Below are 17,540 nucleotides of genomic sequence, written 5' to 3'. Positions count from 1 at the left end.
CCTGCCGCTGACATCACACACAAGGCAGGGGGCAGGAGGAGAGAAGAGAGGGTTGTCGAGACCGGCGGTCGGGCCTGGTCAAGGGGCCTGACCTGCACGAACACCGGCGAGACAACTCCACGTGCCGGTAGGGGAGTTGGCAGGGGGAACGGTAGGGAAGACGGTAGGGGGAACGGTCGACTCCCTACCAGGCCACACCACCACGGCCGCGACCAGGTCGGAAGTGCGCACCACCGCTGCGCAGCGAGCACCGGGCGCCCCGATGATCACCGGCCGCCCGTGCTCTCCGGGTCGCCACCAGGTACCAGTACAGACCTCACGTCCGTACCCGGGCAACGCTGCAGCGGCAACGCGTCGCAAGGACGGCGCGGGGTGCGCAACTGCCGGCACCGCCGCACCTGGCCATCGCCCCGACCACAGACCCGACCACAGCAGGTCAGCGCGTTACGCAGCCGCGCGCCGAGGCGCAGCCCTCGGGCTGATTGTGCAGGCTCTGCGCAATCAGCCCCGTGAGCGTGGGAGAGCGCCGATGCGGCATCCCCCAGAGCCGCTACCCACGGTAATGATCCAAGGTGCGGGCCTGTCCACGGTGTGTGACTCTCATGTCACCCCCAGTTTCTCTTCCCACAGGAGACGTCACCATGGCCGAGAACCAGAGCGACCGCGCGGACAAGAAGAACCTTGCGGACATGACCCCCGAAGAGCGGCGCGCTGCCGCCGCGCGCAGGGGCGACACGGCCCAGGAGAAGGGCGCAGCCCAGCACTTCAGCAGTGAAGAGGCCCGCGCAGCCGGTCACAAGGGTGGTAGCGCAAGCCAGGCGAAGCGCCCCCAGCGCTGACGACCGCACAGCGTCACAAGCCTCTCCACCGCAGCCACGCGGAAAAGGGAGCCAGGACTGCCGGCCGCTCCACTCGGGCTGTCATGTCCTCCGCCCCGGCTGCGCACCCGACCACCCCAGGTCACAGCGGTGCGCAGCCGGGGCGCACCCATTGCGCAGACCCCGCGTAGTCAGCTGGTGTGATCGCGCAGTAGCCCAGCCATGGTCGGGGCGACCACGCTGGTGTGGGCTGTGGTGAGGCCACACCAGCGCCCACACCGCGAACAGGGCAGGCTCTTCCCCGCGTTCGGCGCCGGCCGCGGCAGCGGGGCCCTGCGCAGCCCCGGAGAGCTGCCAGCGCCGCCGCCCCTGGCCATCGCCCCGACCACGGCAAGTCGCCGCGTGGCGCAGCGGATGCGCACAGGACTCAGTCGTTGTGACGATGAGACCGCCACAGGGTTCACCGCTCAGGTGAACAGGGCATTTTCGACGTTGATGGTGACGAGTTCGACGTCCCGGGACACCGTTCCGTCCTGTCCCCGTCGGAAGACGCGCCGCCGGGTCGGAACCATGATTCCGTCGAACTCCTTGTATTCGCTCGGGTAATGCGCGGCAGGCCCGGCGTTGATGACCTCGGGAGTGTAGTCGTGCCTGCGCAGGAGCCCGTTCGAGTCGAAGTAGAAGATCTGCTCGGGGCAATGTGTCGCGATGTGGTCGGGGAAGGTGACCTTCAGGCGCTTCCACTCCTCCCCCTCCTCCGTGACCGGGGAAAGTTCCGCGGCCTCAAATCCGGGCGAGGAGAAGGTGAACGGAGACGTGAAGTACGTCCACATGGCATATCCGGCGAAGTAGGCGACGTGCAGGTCGTCCCAGGGGCTGTGTACGTCGGCCGGGAACGACGCACGGGGGTCAAAGCGATCGGCCTTCACGTCACCGGCGGCGCTCTCTACGGCAACACGCTTCGCGGTGAAGGATGACCGCAGGTGGGGCGCTGTGAAGGGATAGTGGCTGGCATGCTGCCGGTGCAGGTCCAGGCGGACTGCCGCTTGACTCAGGATCCCCTCCTGGCCCTTGAGCCGCCACAGCGAACCCCCGACCCGGAGATGCGCGGTGACCGAGGTGAACCGGTTGTACCGGTGCAGGCCGCCGTGCGCCTCGATGACGGTGGTGATGAGGTCACTCATGACATGTATCTCCCTGATCGTGTTCAGCCGGATGTGTACGTTCGGCCGCGTGGGCGCTGAGCAGCCAGGCGAACTCCGCGTTTCCAAGCACTTGCTCTTTATTCGGTGGCCAGGGCGGCGACGTCCGGCAACTGCCCGTGCGGGCCGCTCCTCAAAAAGGAGCGGATCAGAGCCGACTGACGGTGAGGTCGCCGGCGGTGTCGAGGCGGGCCGGGGTGAGCTCGAGGTGCGATGCCTCGGTGTCCGCGATCGCGCCCGGACCGGTGGGGCCGGTGCGGTGCCGGCGGCGGTCGTTGCACCAGGCGATCGCGCAGGCCGCCAGGTAGAGCAGGCTGATGGGGGTGGCGAGCAGCAGCATGCTGAGCGGGTCGGTGCTGGGGGTGGCGAGGGCGGCGAAGGCGGTGATGCCCATGAGCATGGCGCGCCACCAGCCGGCCATCCTGCGTGCGCTGATCACGCCGGCGAGGTTCAGCAGCACGAGGAGGACGGGGAGTTCGAAGGAGAGGCCGAAGACGAGGACCATGCGGGTGGCGAGGTCGAGGAAGTCGTCGACGGGCAGGAGGTTGGTGGCGTTGTCCGGGGTGAAGGAGATCAGTACCCGTGCCGTGGTCGGCAGACTCCAGTACGCCATGGCGGCGCCGGTCAGGAACAGCGGGATGCCGGCGCCGAGGAAGGCCAGGGTGTACTTCTTCTCGTGGCGGTGCAGTCCTGGTGCGAGGAATGCCCACAGCTGGTAGAGCCACACCGGGCTGGCGGCGACGACGCCCACGGTGATCGACACCTTCAGTGCCAGGGTGAAGGGTGAGAGGAGTCCGTTGAGGGAGATCACCCCGCAGTGCCCCGCGGTGTCCGCGCCGGCCAGTCGGCCCGGGGCGCAGCCGGGCAGGGGGTCGATGAGGAATCCGATGAGCTGCTTGTAGAACAGGGCTGCGGCCACGGTGACGAGCAGGATGGCCCCGACGGCCTTGAGCAGGCGGTTGCGCAGCTCGCGCAGGTGCTGCCCCAGGGGCATGTGTGCGGCGTCGTGGGCTGGTTGGGGCGTCATGGTCGGTCCCGGTTCCTTCGGTGCGGCACCGACCGCGCGTGGGTCGGTCGGTGGCTTCGGCGTTTCAGCGGTTGGGGGAGGTTTCTGCCTCGGCCGCCGCTCTTGCCGTTTGCCGGTTCTGGGACGCGGTCTGGAGGGCTGCGGCGGTGTGCGCGGTCGATGGTTCGTCGGAGTCGTCCTTCTGCATGGCCTTGGTCTCGCTCTTGAGGATCCGCAGTGACTGCCCGAAGGAACGGGCCATGTCGGGGAGCCGCTTGGCACCGAACAGGAGGACGACGACGAGGAGGATGAGGATGATCTCGGGTGCTCCGAGCCTGCCGAACATGGGTGTTTCCTTTCCGTAGGTCCATAGGCGCAGGAGCGGCACTCCTGCGCGCAGAGGCTTGCCGGCCACGGATGCGTGCGGCCGTGCCCTGCGTCGGGGTGGGGACGTTGGTGTGCTGGGGGACGTTGGTGTGCTGGTTGGTGATTGGTCGGGCTGGTCCCGGCTGCGGGCCGGCACGGGATGGCCGGCCCCTGGGTCTGAGACGGCGCTTCTCCGTGCGCGCGCCAGGGGAGGTCCCGCGCCGGGGCTTGCCAGGTGGCGCGCTTTGTCAGCGCCGGCGCCCGGTGGCTGTGGGAAGCGGTCCGTGGGTGGTGGCCTTTCCGAGGCCCTTCGAGGTGCCGGTCTCAGCGCTGTCGAGCCGTTCGTCCCCGAGGGTGAGGCCGGCGGTCAGGTGGCCCGCGTCGAGGCCCTGGCCGCCGAGCAGGTTCTTGGCCAGGAGGGTCTTCGGATTGAGGTCATCGAGGCTCAGATCCTGGAACTCGGCGGGTAGTTCGTCGCGCACGCTCGCCTGGGCGCTCTGCGAGAGCTCCCGGAGTTTGCGCAGTGTCCGCAGGGTGTCGGACAGCATCCTGGGGAGCTTGTCGGGCCCGACCAGAATGACGGCGAGCACGACCAGTGTCACGACTTCGAGCGGGCCGATGTCGGAAAACATCCATGCCTCCCTTCGGGGATGGTGACGGCTCCGCCGCTCCTGGACAGCAGGCAAACCGTGGCGTTGCGTTCGTCCCGGTCCTGCTTGCCGGGGGGCACCCGCGGCCAGGGCGTCCTCGGTCGAAGGCTCCGGCAGTGGGATCAGCAGGGAGCGATGTGGGGGCCTCTTCGGTGAAGGGGCTCCGGCTGCTCGATGGCGGCGACGCTGCCGCACGGGCGAGCTCGATCCGTCACGCCCGGGGCGTGCCCGGGCGTGACGGTTCGTCCGCTAGCGGGACGGGCCGGCGGCGCGGCGGTACGGGGCCAGGAAGTGCGTCAGTTCGTCGAGCAGTTCCCTGGGAGCCTGCTCGGCGACCCAGTGGCCAGCGCCGGGGATGACCACGCCCTGCACGTCGTCCGCGAGGGGCATCATCGCGTCCGCGACATGCGAGCCGTAGCCTTCCGATCCTCCGACCGCCAGGACCGGCATGGGCAGCTTGCTCTCCCCGCGCCCGGCGTTCTGGTCGAGGGTGGCGTCCCACGCCCGGTAGAGGCCGAAGCTGCCCCGCAGGGCTTCGGGGTCCGAAAAGAGGCGGAAGTAGTACTGCCGCGCATACTCCGGCAGCTTCGGTCCGCCCTGGATGTCGAACTCGTAGCCGAAGAAGATCTCTTCCCGGCCCTTGACCAGCTGCTCGGTCAGCTCGTGGTCGATCCAGTTGAAGGGGATGTGCCAGACCCGGTTGTTGACAGGCTCGGGTTCGAACAGGAGCGGAGAGCCCTTACGGGTCGGAGGACCGGGGACCTCCAGGAGAGCCACGCGGGCGACCCGCTCCGGATGGTCCGCCGCCAGCGCATAGCTGATGATCAGGCCGGTGTCGTGGCCGGCCACGGCAAACCGCTCGTGCCCGAGCGCGCTCATCAGCGCGACCAGGTCCTTGGCGAGAGTGCCGGAGTCGTACCCGCTCCTCGGCTTGTCGGTCAATCCGATGCCGCGCTGGTCGACGGCGACGACTGTGTGGCGCCGTGCCAGCTCCGGCATCACCATGCGCCAGGCGTACCAGTTCTCCGGCCAGCCGTGCACCAGGAGCAGCGGTGGCCCCTCACCTCCGGTGACCACGTGCTGGCGGATCCCGTTGGCCTGGACGAACCGGCTGGTGAACGTCTTGGTGAATCCTGCCGGCAGGTGCGGCGCCGTGGCGACCGAGTCGAAGCCTTTCGGCATCCGCCTGGGCTCGCCGGCGACGGCGGGCGTCAGGCCACCCGCCGCCAGCGAGATGCCCGCGGCAGCGGCGGAAGCGGCCGCGCCGCCGACGAAGGCGCGTCGTGAGAATCCGCGCCGCGGGGTGGTGCGGTGGGCCGTGGGCTGGTCAGGGCCAAGGCCCTCCTGGCCGGACGGTTCTATGGGCGACATGCTCATGGGAGTTTTTTCTCTTTCCGATGGTCAGGGCATACAGCGCGCAAGCCGGAACAGATAGGAGCATGTGCTCCTATGTGTCGGGACGTGACGGCTGGACTCGGAGGCAGCCGTTCGTGGTGTCACCACCGCGCCGGACGCTTGCCGGCCGCGGGGAAGCTGGTGTGTCAGCGGCCGGGGAAGCGCTCCGTGATCTCCTGGAGCACCCAGCCGTTCCCGTCGGGATCGCGGAAGGTCAGGAAGGAGCCGTAGGAAGCGCGCTCGGGGTGCGCACCGGGGAGCCGCCCCTGACCTTCGAGGGCGTGGGTGAGTGTTCCGCCCTCGTGGCCGTGGTACAGCAGCCCGCCGGCGTCGTGGAACACCTCGCTCACCTCGATGCCGCGGCTGGTGAGTTCGGTGTGCGCCTCCTCGATGTCGGAGACGACGAGGTACAGCCCCTGGGCCGAGCCCGGGGCGGCTGAGGTCATCCCGGCGCCGAACATGATCGAGGTTCCGGAGCCGGGCGGCGTGAAGTGCACGGCCCGCCAGTCCTCGCTGACGGCCTTGTCGAGGTCCAGGCGGAATCCCACCTGCTCGTAGAAGGCCTTGGCCCGGTCGACGTCAGTGACCGGCAGGACGATGAGTTCGAGCTTCATGTACATGTGAGGTCTTCCTCTTTCGGTGTGGGTGAATCCGCACCCGCGGGTGGCCGACTCCGCAGTCGGGGGGGGCGGGGGTGGCGTCGGGGTCCTTCTGCAGGTCTGGAGCATGGGGACGCCCCAGGGCCGCGGCCCTGCCTGACGGGCCGTTGCCGTCTTCGGGTCAGTCGGGTCAGTCGGTCGGGGGCAACGTCTCACTGGGTGTCGGCGGTGCGGTCCCCACCGGATGTCGTGAAGGAGTGGGTTCCGGCGTGGGCGTCGCGCTCGCGGAGGTGGGATGCCGGGGTGCGGTCGACCATGAGGCTGAGCAGTTCCGGGCGGCTGTAGTGGCCGCGTGTGTCCGCCAGGCGCTTGCGCCGGTCGATCAGCTCGAAGTCCAGGTCGGCGATGACCTCGCCCTCGCCGGACGTGAGCGGTTCGCCGATGATGCGGCCCTCGGGGTCGACGATGGCGGTGAAGAAGCCGCCGGACATCGCAGCGGCTGGGGCGCCGGTGTCCTTGGCGAGCTTCGCCTGCTGGTCCGCGTCGAGCCAGGCGGTGGCGTTGACCACGAAGCAGGCCGACTCCAGTGCGTGCTGACGGATGTTGACCTCGATCTGCTCGGCGAACAGCTCGCCGCCGAAGGAGCCGGGGTACATCGCGGCGTGGATCTGCTCGCCGTCGGCGATCAGCGCGTAGCGGGCCAGGGGCAGGTAGTGCTCCCAGCAGGCGAGCTGGCCGATCCGGCCGACGGCGCTGTCCACCGCGCGCAGTCCCGAAGCATCGCCCTGGCCCCAGACCATTCGCTCGTGGTAGGTCGGCGTGAGCTTGCGGCGGCGTTGGATCAGCGTGCCGTCCGCGTCGAAGAGCAGCTGGGTGTTGTAGAGGGAACCACCGTCACGCTCGTTGACGCCGATCGAGACGACCATGCCGGCTTCACGGGCGGCCGCGCCGATCGCGTCGGTGTCGGCGGACGGCACGGTCACCGCCTCCTCCATCAGCCGCAGGTGCTCCTTGGCCATGGTGTAGGGCGGCTGCACGAAGGAGAAGTACGGGTAGTACGGGACGACGGTCTCCGGGAAAACCGCGAACTGGACACCCTTCCGGCCCAGTTCATGAATCTTCTCCACTACTTTCCCTACCGTGCCCGCACGGCTGTAGAGAACGGGGCTGATCTGCACAGCAGCTGCCTTGACGACGGTCATGGTGCGACTCCATCTCACAATGCCGGGTCGGCGCACACGGGGCATTTCGGTTCGCCGAGCCTCAGCAGGCATGGGACGGCCTCTCCGAGACCTCTATGACCCGGGAGGTTGCTGGGCTGTGCGCCGACCACTTTCCGACTCTGATGCCGTGCCCCGCCCGTGGAGGGGTTTCGGCGCTTGAAGGACGTGGCGGCCTAGCCGTCTCACCTCCCATAAATAGGAGCATATGCTCGTATCTAGGGAAAGGCAAGACCTTGTCCGGCGCACTCAGACCTCCACCCACCATCGGGGACACCTCCGGAAGGGCACCTTGACCGGGGCATCGCAGCCGCGCCAGGACTTCCGGCCAAGGATTCCCCCACGCGCGCCGGACCCTTCCGGGCCCCACCGCGCCACCCCCGCCTTCACGAGATCCCCGCAGCCAAGCTGCGTGGCGCAGTCGTAGCTCACTCAGCCCATGGATCGAAGCCGGTATCGAGGACAGCCTCAAGGAAGGCACGCATCCGGGCCGCATCCTCGGCACCGAACTTCTTCTCGAACTCCGCCTGCGCACTCTCCCAGAGCGGGAGCGCCGCCTTCATCCGGGCCACGCCGCCGGGCGTGATGGTCACTATCCGCGCACGGCGGTCGGTCGCCGACGGCTCAATGGTGACCAGCCCCTCGCGCTCCAGCGGCTTGAGGTTGGACGCCATCGTCGTCCGGTCCATGGCGATCATGTCGGCGAGACGAGTGATCGTCATGCCTTCGTGAACGCTGAGCAGCTGCAAAGTACTGAACTGTGTCGCCCGCAGGCCCAGCGGAGCCAGGGCCTTGTCGTACGTCGCACCGAGATACCGAGACGCCTTGCGCAGCGCCAGGTTGTTACACAAGTCCGCCCTCGACCTCGCAGCCGTCATGGCACCCTCCAAAGACTCCACTCCCAGTATACGAGCACCTGCTCTTAAATGGACTCGCGACGGCCGGGGACGACGGGGCGCGGTAAGCGCGACGCCGCGAGCGGCTGGTTCACCGCCGCCAGCGCTGTGACCGCGTGGGTTCGCACGGTGTCTTAAGGCACGCCCGCCGCCTCATGTGAGGATGGGGTTATGACGGGGCTGAGGAAATGCGGGAGGCGGCCGGTCAGGCTCGTGGCGGCGGCAAGTGCGGCGCTGGCACTGACCGCCTGCAACCCAAGCGGTTCCGACGACGGGCGCTCCGGGAGTCGCGAGGCGGAGTACAAGCGCGTCATCGAGGACCCTCAGCCGGCCCCGGCCGGCGTCATTGAGGCGGCCGGCGCACCCGGTGGCGTGGCCCGCGCGGACGACGGCTCGCTGCTCCTGTCGTACTACGTCGGCAACGTCGAGGACGACGAAGGACCGGCCGCCTCCGCCTGGCGCATCCTGGATCCCGACGGCCGCACGGTCGCCGAGCACGCGGAACACACGGATGCAGAGGCGGGGCCGACCGCGTACAAGGGAATACGCGGTGGCTTCATGCGGGTGCCGCCCGGGGTGGGAGCCGAGGGAGCCTACGTCCTCGACGTACACGGCAAGCAGCACAAGGTCATCATCACGGAAGTCGCGTTGCGCACCCGCCCCGGCGACATCCTGCTCGTCGCGCCGGAGCCGGTCCTCGTCTACCACCCCGCCACGGGCACCGTGGCTCGACCGGCCGGAGTCCCGGAAAACGCCATCCGCCTCGCCGTCGACGAGCGGGGTACGGTCTGGAGCCTGAACCAGCCCGTCAGCGACGAAGAACCCTACCGTGTCGTATGGCAGCGCGGCGGTCGCACGATCGGCCACACGGTCGTCCCGAAGCCGTATACGGGAGGCATCCTCGCCGCGCGGGGTGGCACCGCAGCGCTGTCCCTCACCCAGGGCCAGGGCACGCAGGGCCTGTTGGTGACGACGGACGGCGGCGGGCACTGGCAGAGAGTTCTCGGCGGCGGAATCCCCTTCAGCGCCCTGCAGCGTGGCCCGCAATCGCTCGTAATGGAGCTGCTTGCGGACGGACGGCTACTCGTCGGCGAGGAAGGCGGCCGCTACTGGCTCGCCGGCGACCACACCAACGGCCTCTTCCACGAGCTGAAGACGCCGGCGAAATTCACGTCGCTCACCGTCTACGGCACCACGCTCTACGGCATCGCGGATTCGGCGACGGCGACATACGACCTGGTGAAGCACGAAGGCCTGTGGATCTCTCGCGACGGCGGACGCGAGTGGCGACGCTACCAGCAGCGCAGATAGTGGAGGAACGGGTGCGTGGACGTATCCGCACGCTCTCGACCGCCGCGCCACCGCCCGTTGCCAGTATCCGGCGGTGACCTTCGGTCCTCGCACGACTAAAGATCTGTGAAGGGTGGTTGCTGCCCGAAGAACGAGGGTCCGGTTCACGGTGACACGGCTGGCAGGTTCTTCGGCCCACTCGACAACGACCTCAGGGCAGAATGACGTCGTCATGGACACGCATCTCCTCCAACTCAGCGCCCATGGGCTCGTGCTTCGTCAATGGACGAGCAATGATCTCGCCGTCATGCAAGAGCTGTTCGACGACCCCGATGTCGCTTACCGGACCCCGTTGGAGTCACCGTTCGGCCAGACCGCCGCACTGCGATATCTGCACAGCGCAGAACAAGCCCGACGCGACAACATCCGGATCCATCTGGCCATCACCACTGATGGACACCAGGCGCTGGGAGAAATCCTGCTCAACCGTGCCACGGGCAGCATCGGCTATATCGTCGGCGCCGCCCACCGGGGACAGCGGATGGCAGTGCGTGCGCTTCGAACGATGACCGAGTTCGCGCACTCCGCCCCCGCCCTCCCGAAGGTGATCCTGGAGATCGAACCCGACAATCAGCCCAGCATCGCCGTCGCACGATCGGCCGCCTTCCACCTGTCCAGCTCAGCCCACGAGACCGTTACCGACAAGGGCCGGACCTACGATCTCCTCACCTGGGAACACAACCTGACCGCCGTCGCACGAGGTTAGAAACAGCTGACGCTCTGCTCTCTACTCCTCCTGCCTCTCGGCAGGCCCGTCGCGGGCAGCGCGGAGGCCATCGGCCGACGCACTATCGGAGACAGGCCGGGTCTGATCCCTCTCTGCACTCCAGCCCCCTTCCCTTCCCCTCCTTCCATTCTTCTTTTTCTTTCTGTCGGAGTAGGTGCGGGAGTCCAGAGAGGGATGTCGGGCTCAGTGAGTCCACCCGACCATGCCGGTGACCGGCAGCAACACAGCACAAAGCACCGGAGAGCGGGAACCGTTGTGGGCAGGGTTACCGGACCGGTTGTCAGCCCGCTCTCGGGCGGAGTTTCCGAACCGGGGCCATCGCAGTCCTCCATGCCTGCGGTACCCGGTCGAGAGACATCGTCCACAGTGATCGCAGGGCGAGAGGAGGCCGCGCCCTTGCCGCGCCTCACCTGAGACCGGGGTGATCGTGGCTGCTATGGTCCGCTGCGTCAGAGCAGCCTTCCCGGCCGGATACACCTCCGCCAGGAAGGCTTTTTTCATGCCCGGGTCAGACCTCTCCGGGCTGACCACCGTAAGGAGTCCCATGCCAGACGTGTCCGTCCGCTTAGCGGATACCGCAGACCGCCCCGTGCTGGAACGGCTATGGCTGATGTTCCGCCACGACCTGTCCCAGTTCTATGAAGTCCTCCCCGATACCGACGGGGCGTTCCGCACCGACCGGCTCGACAGCGCACTCACCGACACCGACTGGGCCGCCTACCTCGTGACGGTCGATACACGCCCGGCCGGCCTTGCCTTCGTCCGGGCTCTGACCGGCCCGAAACGCGTGCTCAACAGCTTCTTCATCGTCCGCGGAGCACGCAGGAAAGGCATCGGTCTCAGCGCCGTCCAGCAGGTGATAGCCCGACACCACGGCCCCTGGGAGGTCGCCTTCCAGGACGCCAACACCCGCGCAGTCCACTTCTGGCGACGCGTCGCCACAGAAATCGCCGGTCCCGCATGGACCGAGGAACACAGACCAGTCCCCCACCGGCCAGACCTCCCACCCGACGTCTGGATCTCCTTCGACCCGCCACACACCAACAACCCACACCAGTGACCGAGTTGTCGGCGGAGCTGTCGGCCCGGATACCGCACCGATGAGGGGCGGAGCTATCGGAACGTAACCGTGGTCGGGCCCTGGTGGTCGGCAAACCGGTCGGGGGCGACTGCTGCCCTGACTCGTACACGCGGCGCCGCAACAGGCGGCGGCGCACCGTACGGAAGCAGGCAGACGACGATGCAGGTGATCCCGGACGCGGGCACAGGAGACCGGCTGGCGCTCGCGGTGCTGGCACAGTACCGGATGGCGACGACCGAGCAGGTGCACCTGGTCATCAGTCCCGGGGTGCGGATCGAGCAGACCAGGCGGCGGCTGGCCAAGCTCCGGGTGGAAGGCCTCATCGACCGGATCACGCTGGCGCGGGCGGGGCGGACCCGGGTGTGGTTCCCGACCGTGCACGGGGCGCGGATCGCGTTCGAGTGACCGGAGTTGCGGGGCCGGCGGGTGCCGCGGTTGGTCGCCGACCGGTCCGCGGTGCGGCTGCGGACCGGACACGCTCTGACCGTCACCGAGACCGCGCTCTCGTTTCTGCAGGACGCCCGCCGCCGCGGCGACCTCTTCCGCCCACTCGACTGGATACCCGAAGTCCACCACACCCTCGGCAGCAGCGAGGCCGTCATCCCCGACGCGCTCACGTACTACCGGTCCCACGGCGACGACGGCGGGCACGGGTCGATGATGCGGGCCTTCCTCGAGACCGACCGAGCCACCATGGGCCCCGAACGCCTCGCCGCCAAAATCCCCGCCTGCGCCCGCCTCCACACCCCTGATGACATCACGGCCCTGATCAACAGCACGCCGGTAGATCTCGCCGTACCGCCGCACCCGCCGCCAATGACGGCTACGGCACGCGGAATCGCAGTACCGCCGGCTGGCGCCGGCACCCGCGGGCAACAGCTCCCGACACTGCACACACCGCCGCTTCGACTTCCTCGCCACCCCACCAGCGTCCCGCCCAAAGCCACAGGCCGGAAGAGCGCGAACGAGTGGCGCCCGGTCTCGCACCCCCGCAGGGACAAACCGCTGCTGACCAGCTCCCGGCCTGATCAATGACACAGGCCGCGTCACCCGCTCCGGCCACCTGGGGAACGCCGGTCTGATGACACTCGACACAGAGCAGGGCTGCGCAGCAGCAGCTGCGCAGCCCTGCTTCGGTACGCCTCAGATCCCGCCGACTGCGGCGAGGGTCAGGCCGGGTTGATGTTCTCGGCCTGCGGGCCCTTCTGGCCCTGGGTGACGTCGAACGTCACGACCTGTCCCTCCTGGAGCTCACGGAAGCCCGAGGAGTTGATCGCGGAGTAGTGCGCGAAGACATCCGGGCCGCCGCCGTCCTGGGCGATGAAGCCGAAGCCCTTCTCCGCGTTGAACCACTTCACAGTTCCCGTAGCCATGTCTCATGCCTTCCAGTCGATGAACGCCTCCCACTCCATGTGGGAAGGCGGAGGTGATCGCCCTGGTCCCTGCGGCACAGCACAGCAAAAAACACCCACGCCAAAGGCGGGGGTAAAGGGAACTCCCGAACCACGACAGCTGACGCAGACGCTACAGGCTCACAACACCCCGTCACCAGAGGAAACAGGTACACGTCATGACTTGGACCAGGCGCGCAGGCCCGCCGAGGACAGGCAGGCGCGCCCCATCTCAAGCCGCGGCTGTTGGATTCTCCGATTGGGCGGTGCGCCGGTACTCGGCGTTGATGCGCTGGGCTTCTTCGAGCTGGTCTTCGAGGATGATGATGCGGCAAGCGGCCTCGATCGGGGTGCCCTGGTCGACGAGTTCCCGGGCGCGGCCGGCGATGCGCAGCTGGTAGCGGGAGTAGCGGCGGTGGCCGCCCGCGGAGCGCAGCGGGGTGATCAGGCGGGCTTCGCCGATGGCACGCAAGAAGCCCTGGGTGGTGCCGAGTATCTCGGCGGCCCGGCCCATCGTGTAGGCGGGGTAGTTGTCATCGTCGAGCCGGCCGTACGAGTCGTCTGCTGTCATCGCACCTCTGGAACGCGTGGAGGGGCCCTGGCGCTCGTCGCGCCAGGGCCCCGAAGGAACTGCTACACCATCTGCCGGCCCTGGTACTGCGCCGACCTTCTGTGTCCGCACGCCCGCCCGGGAGAGGACGGGGAATGCGGGGATCGCGGTTGCTCGACCGGAGACCACCTCACTATCGATGTCCTGCGGTACCCGGACTCAGCAATTCCGCCCGGGCGATCCTGATGGCGCTCGGCCCCTCCGTTCTATCCCTCTGGGATCAATCACTTACCAAACGCGAACTGCGTACTGCTGGTGATGCGAACTGCTCAGCGGCCTGTCACAGCGCCACTCTTCGGCAGCCAGCCCCGTCGCCCGTCCTGCGACTACTGCTCTGGCTTAGAACCCCACTACCGAACCTCCCGATGCGCGCGCCCGCAGCCGACGCCTTCACCGAGGTGCCGCTCGCTGACTCCACTGCCGGGTACCACGAACTGCACTTACGGGTGGTGCGCACTGCGGTCCTGCTCACGGCGGCCCCTGATCACTGCGGGCCACCCAGTCCGGTCGTCAGCCCCGTCGCCGTCCTGCAACAACTCTGGCTCCGAAACTCCACCACCGCACCGTCCTGCGCACTACTACCTGGCAGTTCATGTCTGCCGGGTCCTGCTGTCTTCCTGGCTACGAGAGAAACCATAACCAAGCCACAACCCAATGTCTACTCCGGCCACCATAGATTTCCGCATGGCCCGTGAGAAGGTAATCGAGCTCGAACAACCACGGCCGCTCCCCGGCGCCGCAGAGGCGCAGCACAGGGAGCAGTGCCAGCCGCGCCGAGTTCAGGTCGCTCCCCTCACCAGCCGCCGCACCCCGCGGACGCGAGCCGGGACGGGCTGCCGCGCGCCGCCCACTGCGCCGGACGCCAATCCGGCCCGGCACGATCTACGGCGACGTCACCGTCCCATCCCGACAGCGGAGAGAGAGTTCCGTGGCCAGCGAAACCAGTCCCCAGATGTCAGCTGAGCTGTCGAGGCGGGCGGGCCACTATGCCGCCGCTGTCGCCGAGCGCCTCCTGGAAGCGGACCTGCCGGTGACCGGGATTCAGAGTTGCGGTCCCTGGCGCGACACGGACGGCAAGTACCTTGATGTCGAGGCCGCCATCTCGTTCACGCAGGCATTCCAGGATCAGCATGGCGGGGGCGACTGCGGGCTCCACTGGGCGGCCACGTCCGGCTGGTGTCTCTACACCGCCGACAAGGAGGACCGGTACCTGTCCGGCGTCCGCTGGCCCGGGGCCGGCCTGCTTCCCGAGCCCCGGCTCGTCACAGCCTTCGTCGACGCATTCCGTCTCGACCCGGCCGGGGCCGGCACCAGCGAACAGCCCTCCTACCGTCAGGAGGGCCACGACTTCCCCACACTGCTGGAGAGCCTGGCCCCCTACCTTCCCGCCCAGCCCTACCTGTTCGAGGAACCCCAGATCCGCTTCGCCGACCTGCACAGACGCGCCTACGAAAACCGCGTGCACCGGGCACTCGTCTCCCGCGCCTCCGACCCCCTGACCCACCTGCACCTCCGCCAGGGTGAGCTCACAGCCCTCCTGCACCTGCTCGAGTCCACCGAAAGCAGCAACCCCAGCGCCCTCAGCCGGCTGCTGGCGGCCGACCTTGGTGCCCGCGCAGGCCGGCCCCCCGAAGCCACAGAGACCCACAAGGGTGCCCTCCAGGAAGCGAACCACCGCCGACCAACGCCCTGACAGAAGCAGAGTGCAGACGCAGAACGCGCCAGTCGGCCAGCCATCCTCCGCGCCGCCCCGGCAACTTCCCGTTCCTGCCCCGCCCTGGAGGACGAGATCACCGACTAGCTCGGCTGTACTCGACGGCCTCGGTCGGACACGTTCTCACTGGTCATCGACGCATCTTCCATGATCGAGAGTTCCACCGAACGTCGTACGGTCCCGCTTTGGGAGGGAGGATGGAGGGATGGATGATGGCGATGGTGTCACCCCAGTGCTTGGCTCTGGGCTGGAGCTACTGGACCCCTTCCTGTCCCAGATCATTCTGGAGACCGGAGCCTCCATCGGCCATGTCTACCTGCTGTCTCAGGACGAGAGCGTGCTCCATCTGGCGGTGATGAGCGGAGTTTCGCGAGAGATCGTCGTTCCTTGGGCGCGGGTGGGGCTGGATACCCCGCTCCCAGTGTCGGATGCCGTCCGTGAGCGGTGCCTGGTGTGGGTCGGCAGCCAGGAGGAGATGGCTCTCCGATACCCGAGGGCCGCGCTGGTGCTGCCCTACCCCTTCGCAACGGTCGCCGCTCCGATCACCGGGGGCACGACCACGTGGGGCGGGCTGGTGCTGTTGTGGCCCGGTCCGCCGCGGCAGCTGGCATTGCCGGAGCGCGAGGCGGTGCAGGTCTGGTGCGACCGCCTCGGTTTTCTCCTGCAGCGGGAATCCGACCGTGGCCGATCCGTGGTGCCCGGGCCCGAGCCGCGGACGGTGCCCTGGCCCCTGACTCGTTTCACCGAGCCAGCCGAGGGCCAGGCTGCAGCCGACTTCGCCGAAAGGCTGCCCGAGGGCTGTTGCGGGCTGGACTCGGCGGGGCACATCACCTACATCAGCTCCGTGGCTGCCGAGCTTGTCAGGGCCGACTGCTCCGGCATGCTGGGGGCCAGGCTCAGCGACGCACTGCCATGGTTGAACAACCCGCTCTTCGAGGACAGCTACCGGGCCGCGGTGGTCGGCGGTCAGCCCACATCATTCACCGTCCTGTGCCCACCGGACCGACGGCTGTGCTTCCACCTCTACCCGGACGTCTCCGGTGTCAGCATCCGCATCATGCCGGCCCCCGACAGCGAGGATCCAGGGCCACACGTATCTCCGCCCGCACGGCCGGGTCGGGTCGTCGGCCTCTACCATCTGCTGCACTTGGCTGCCGCGCTCACCGAAGCCGTCGGCGTGCAGGACGTGGTCGACCAGGTCGCAGACCAGCTTCTGGACGCGTTCAATGCCCAGGGCCTGGTTCTCTTTGTCACAGCGAACGACCGGCTGCGGGTCATCGGGTACCGCGGCTACACCACTGAGATCATCAATCGCTTCGACGGCGCCGCCCTTTCGGGCCCACCCACTCCGTCCGGGTTGGCCCTGACCGCCGGCGTGCCCAGCTTCTTCGGCTCCGTGACCGAAATGGAGCAGGCCTACCCTGACATTCGCCGGCTGACGAACAAATCCGCCTGGGCCTTCCTGCCTCTCATCGTCTCCGGCCGTCCTGTCGGCTGCTGGACGCTCTCCTATGATCAACCTCACCGCTTCACCCCGGAGGAGCGCGCCATCCTCACCTCGACCGCCGGGTTGCTTGCCCAGGCGCTCAACCGTGCCTGTCTCTACGACGACGAGCACCAGCTTGTCCACCGCTTGCAGACCGCCCTGCTGCCCCGAGCTCTTCCCCACGTCTCCGGACTGGACGTGGCCGCCCGCTACCTGCCGTCAACCCGCGGCATCGATATCGGCGGCGACTTCTATGACCTCATCCGCCTCGGCCCCACCACCGTCGCCGCGGCGATCGGCGACGTCCAAGGCCACAACGCAGACGCAGCCGCCCTCATGGGACAGGTCCGCACCGCCGTCCATGCCGCCGCCGGCGCACCCCCCGGCGACGTCCTCGCCTGCGTCAACCGCCTGCTCACCGACCTCGACCCCGGCCTGTTCACCAGCTGCCTCTACGCCCACCTCGACCTGGCACACCACCGCGTCCAGCTGGCCACTGCCGGCCACCCGGCACCCCTCCTGCGCCACCCCGACGGACAAACCGAGGTTCTGAACCTGTCACCAGGTCTCCTTCTCGGCATCGACCCCGTCTGCCACTACCCGGCCACCGAGGTCCCCTTGCCGCCTGGCTCCGTGCTCGCCCTGTACACCGATGGACTTGTCGAAACACCAGGCGCCGACATCGAAGAAACAACCGCCGAACTCGCCATCCAGCTATCCAGAACACAAAACGACACCATGGATGCCCTCGCCGACACCCTCGTTCGTCACGCCCAGCAGACCACGCCACAAAACGACGACATCGCACTGCTTCTCATCAACCCGCAGCGATAGCGACTCCGGCCCCCCTGAGCCCGGCGATCGTCGCCCCAGGCCGTACCCGGCGGAGGAACCGAGGATCAAAGCCACCGGTCCCTCGACGCCCGGGCCGGAGGCCGGGTAAGGAGCGGCCTCCCCCCTTATCGTCCACCATTTGCCGGCATCCCGCCGGGGGGAGTGGAAGAAGAGGAAGCAGCACCTACACGGGCG

General features: G+C 68.2%; 16 protein-coding genes and 1 pseudogene. 7 read left to right on the top strand and 10 right to left on the bottom strand.

The genetic code is table 11. The annotated features are described in order from the left end of the window. Positions 1-641: 641 nt before the first annotated feature. On the top strand, positions 642-839 hold the full coding sequence (locus HEP85_RS38670; protein ID WP_168532035.1) for a general stress protein: 198 nt from the start codon (positions 642-644) through the stop codon (positions 837-839). A gap of 446 nt (positions 840-1,285) precedes the next feature. On the opposite strand, the gene HEP85_RS38665 is transcribed toward HEP85_RS38670, so the two are convergent. The 8 genes from HEP85_RS38665 to HEP85_RS38630 form a co-directional block, all read right to left on the bottom strand. Next, positions 1,286-2,002 carry a hypothetical protein gene (locus tag HEP85_RS38665; protein WP_168532034.1) on the bottom strand — a complete coding sequence of 239 codons (717 nt, stop codon included), beginning with the start codon at positions 2,000-2,002 and terminating at the stop codon, positions 1,286-1,288. A gap of 166 nt (positions 2,003-2,168) precedes the next feature. After that, positions 2,169-3,047 carry a twin-arginine translocase subunit TatC gene (gene tatC / locus HEP85_RS38660; protein WP_248002284.1) on the bottom strand — a complete coding sequence of 293 codons (879 nt, stop codon included), beginning with the start codon at positions 3,045-3,047 and terminating at the stop codon, positions 2,169-2,171. 64 nt (positions 3,048-3,111) lie between these two features. Beyond that, positions 3,112-3,372 carry a Sec-independent protein translocase subunit TatA gene (gene tatA, locus HEP85_RS38655; RefSeq protein ID WP_168532033.1) on the bottom strand — a complete coding sequence of 87 codons (261 nt, stop codon included), beginning with the start codon at positions 3,370-3,372 and terminating at the stop codon, positions 3,112-3,114. A 268-nt stretch (positions 3,373-3,640) separates the two neighbouring features. Beyond that, positions 3,641-4,024: a Sec-independent protein translocase TatB gene (locus HEP85_RS38650; protein WP_168532032.1), complete on the bottom strand. Its 384-nt coding sequence runs from the start codon at positions 4,022-4,024 to the stop codon at positions 3,641-3,643. A 267-nt stretch (positions 4,025-4,291) separates the two neighbouring features. Next, positions 4,292-5,419 carry an alpha/beta fold hydrolase gene (locus HEP85_RS38645; protein WP_168532031.1) on the bottom strand — a complete coding sequence of 376 codons (1,128 nt, stop codon included), beginning with the start codon at positions 5,417-5,419 and terminating at the stop codon, positions 4,292-4,294. A 164-nt stretch (positions 5,420-5,583) separates the two neighbouring features. Continuing rightward, positions 5,584-6,057 (bottom strand): VOC family protein, encoded by a 474-nt coding sequence (locus HEP85_RS38640; RefSeq protein WP_168532030.1) that lies wholly within the window; start codon positions 6,055-6,057, stop codon positions 5,584-5,586. 191 nt (positions 6,058-6,248) lie between these two features. Further along, a complete protein-coding gene (locus tag HEP85_RS38635; protein ID WP_168532029.1) occupies positions 6,249-7,238 on the bottom strand; it encodes a nitrilase-related carbon-nitrogen hydrolase in 990 nt (329 codons plus the stop codon). Between the two features lie 446 nt (positions 7,239-7,684). After that, complete coding sequence (locus HEP85_RS38630; RefSeq protein WP_248002283.1) at positions 7,685-8,107, bottom strand: MarR family winged helix-turn-helix transcriptional regulator; 423 nt, start codon at positions 8,105-8,107, stop codon at positions 7,685-7,687. Between the two features lie 258 nt (positions 8,108-8,365). Between HEP85_RS38630 and HEP85_RS38625 the strand changes: the two genes are divergently transcribed. The 4 genes and pseudogenes from HEP85_RS38625 to HEP85_RS38610 all read left to right on the top strand — a co-directional run bounded on the left by HEP85_RS38625 (position 8,366) and on the right by HEP85_RS38610 (position 12,345). Beyond that, positions 8,366-9,463: a hypothetical protein gene (locus HEP85_RS38625; RefSeq protein ID WP_369658028.1), complete on the top strand. Its 1,098-nt coding sequence runs from the start codon at positions 8,366-8,368 to the stop codon at positions 9,461-9,463. A gap of 211 nt (positions 9,464-9,674) precedes the next feature. Beyond that, positions 9,675-10,208, top strand: coding sequence for a GNAT family N-acetyltransferase (locus HEP85_RS38620; RefSeq protein WP_168532027.1), 534 nt, complete (start codon positions 9,675-9,677; stop codon positions 10,206-10,208). A gap of 565 nt (positions 10,209-10,773) precedes the next feature. Beyond that, positions 10,774-11,289: a GNAT family N-acetyltransferase gene (locus HEP85_RS38615; RefSeq protein WP_168532026.1), complete on the top strand. Its 516-nt coding sequence runs from the start codon at positions 10,774-10,776 to the stop codon at positions 11,287-11,289. Between the two features lie 180 nt (positions 11,290-11,469). Beyond that, a pseudogene (locus HEP85_RS38610) lies at positions 11,470-12,345 on the top strand (replication-relaxation family protein). Between the two features lie 134 nt (positions 12,346-12,479). On the opposite strand, the gene HEP85_RS38605 reads toward HEP85_RS38610, so the two are convergent. After that, a complete protein-coding gene (locus HEP85_RS38605) occupies positions 12,480-12,683 on the bottom strand; it encodes a cold-shock protein (RefSeq protein ID WP_008735947.1) in 204 nt (67 codons plus the stop codon). Between the two features lie 250 nt (positions 12,684-12,933). After that, positions 12,934-13,272, bottom strand: a complete 339-nt coding sequence (locus HEP85_RS38600; RefSeq protein WP_168532025.1) for a MerR family transcriptional regulator — start codon at positions 13,270-13,272, stop codon at positions 12,934-12,936. 991 nt (positions 13,273-14,263) lie between these two features. On the opposite strand from HEP85_RS38600, the gene HEP85_RS38595 reads away from it, so the two are divergent. Together HEP85_RS38595 and HEP85_RS38590 are read left to right on the top strand one after the other, a co-directional pair. Continuing rightward, positions 14,264-15,004, top strand: coding sequence for a DUF6292 family protein (locus HEP85_RS38595; RefSeq protein WP_168532024.1), 741 nt, complete (start codon positions 14,264-14,266; stop codon positions 15,002-15,004). Positions 15,005-15,230: 226 nt separating this feature from the next. Next, positions 15,231-17,345, top strand: coding sequence for a SpoIIE family protein phosphatase (locus HEP85_RS38590; protein WP_168532023.1), 2,115 nt, complete (start codon positions 15,231-15,233; stop codon positions 17,343-17,345). The last annotated feature ends 195 nt before the right edge of the window (positions 17,346-17,540 follow it).

This window comes from Streptomyces sp. RPA4-2, assembly GCF_012273515.2.
Lineage (GTDB): Bacteria > Actinomycetota > Actinomycetes > Streptomycetales > Streptomycetaceae > Streptomyces > Streptomyces kaempferi.
This window is presented reverse-complemented; position numbering and strand designations above follow the sequence as displayed.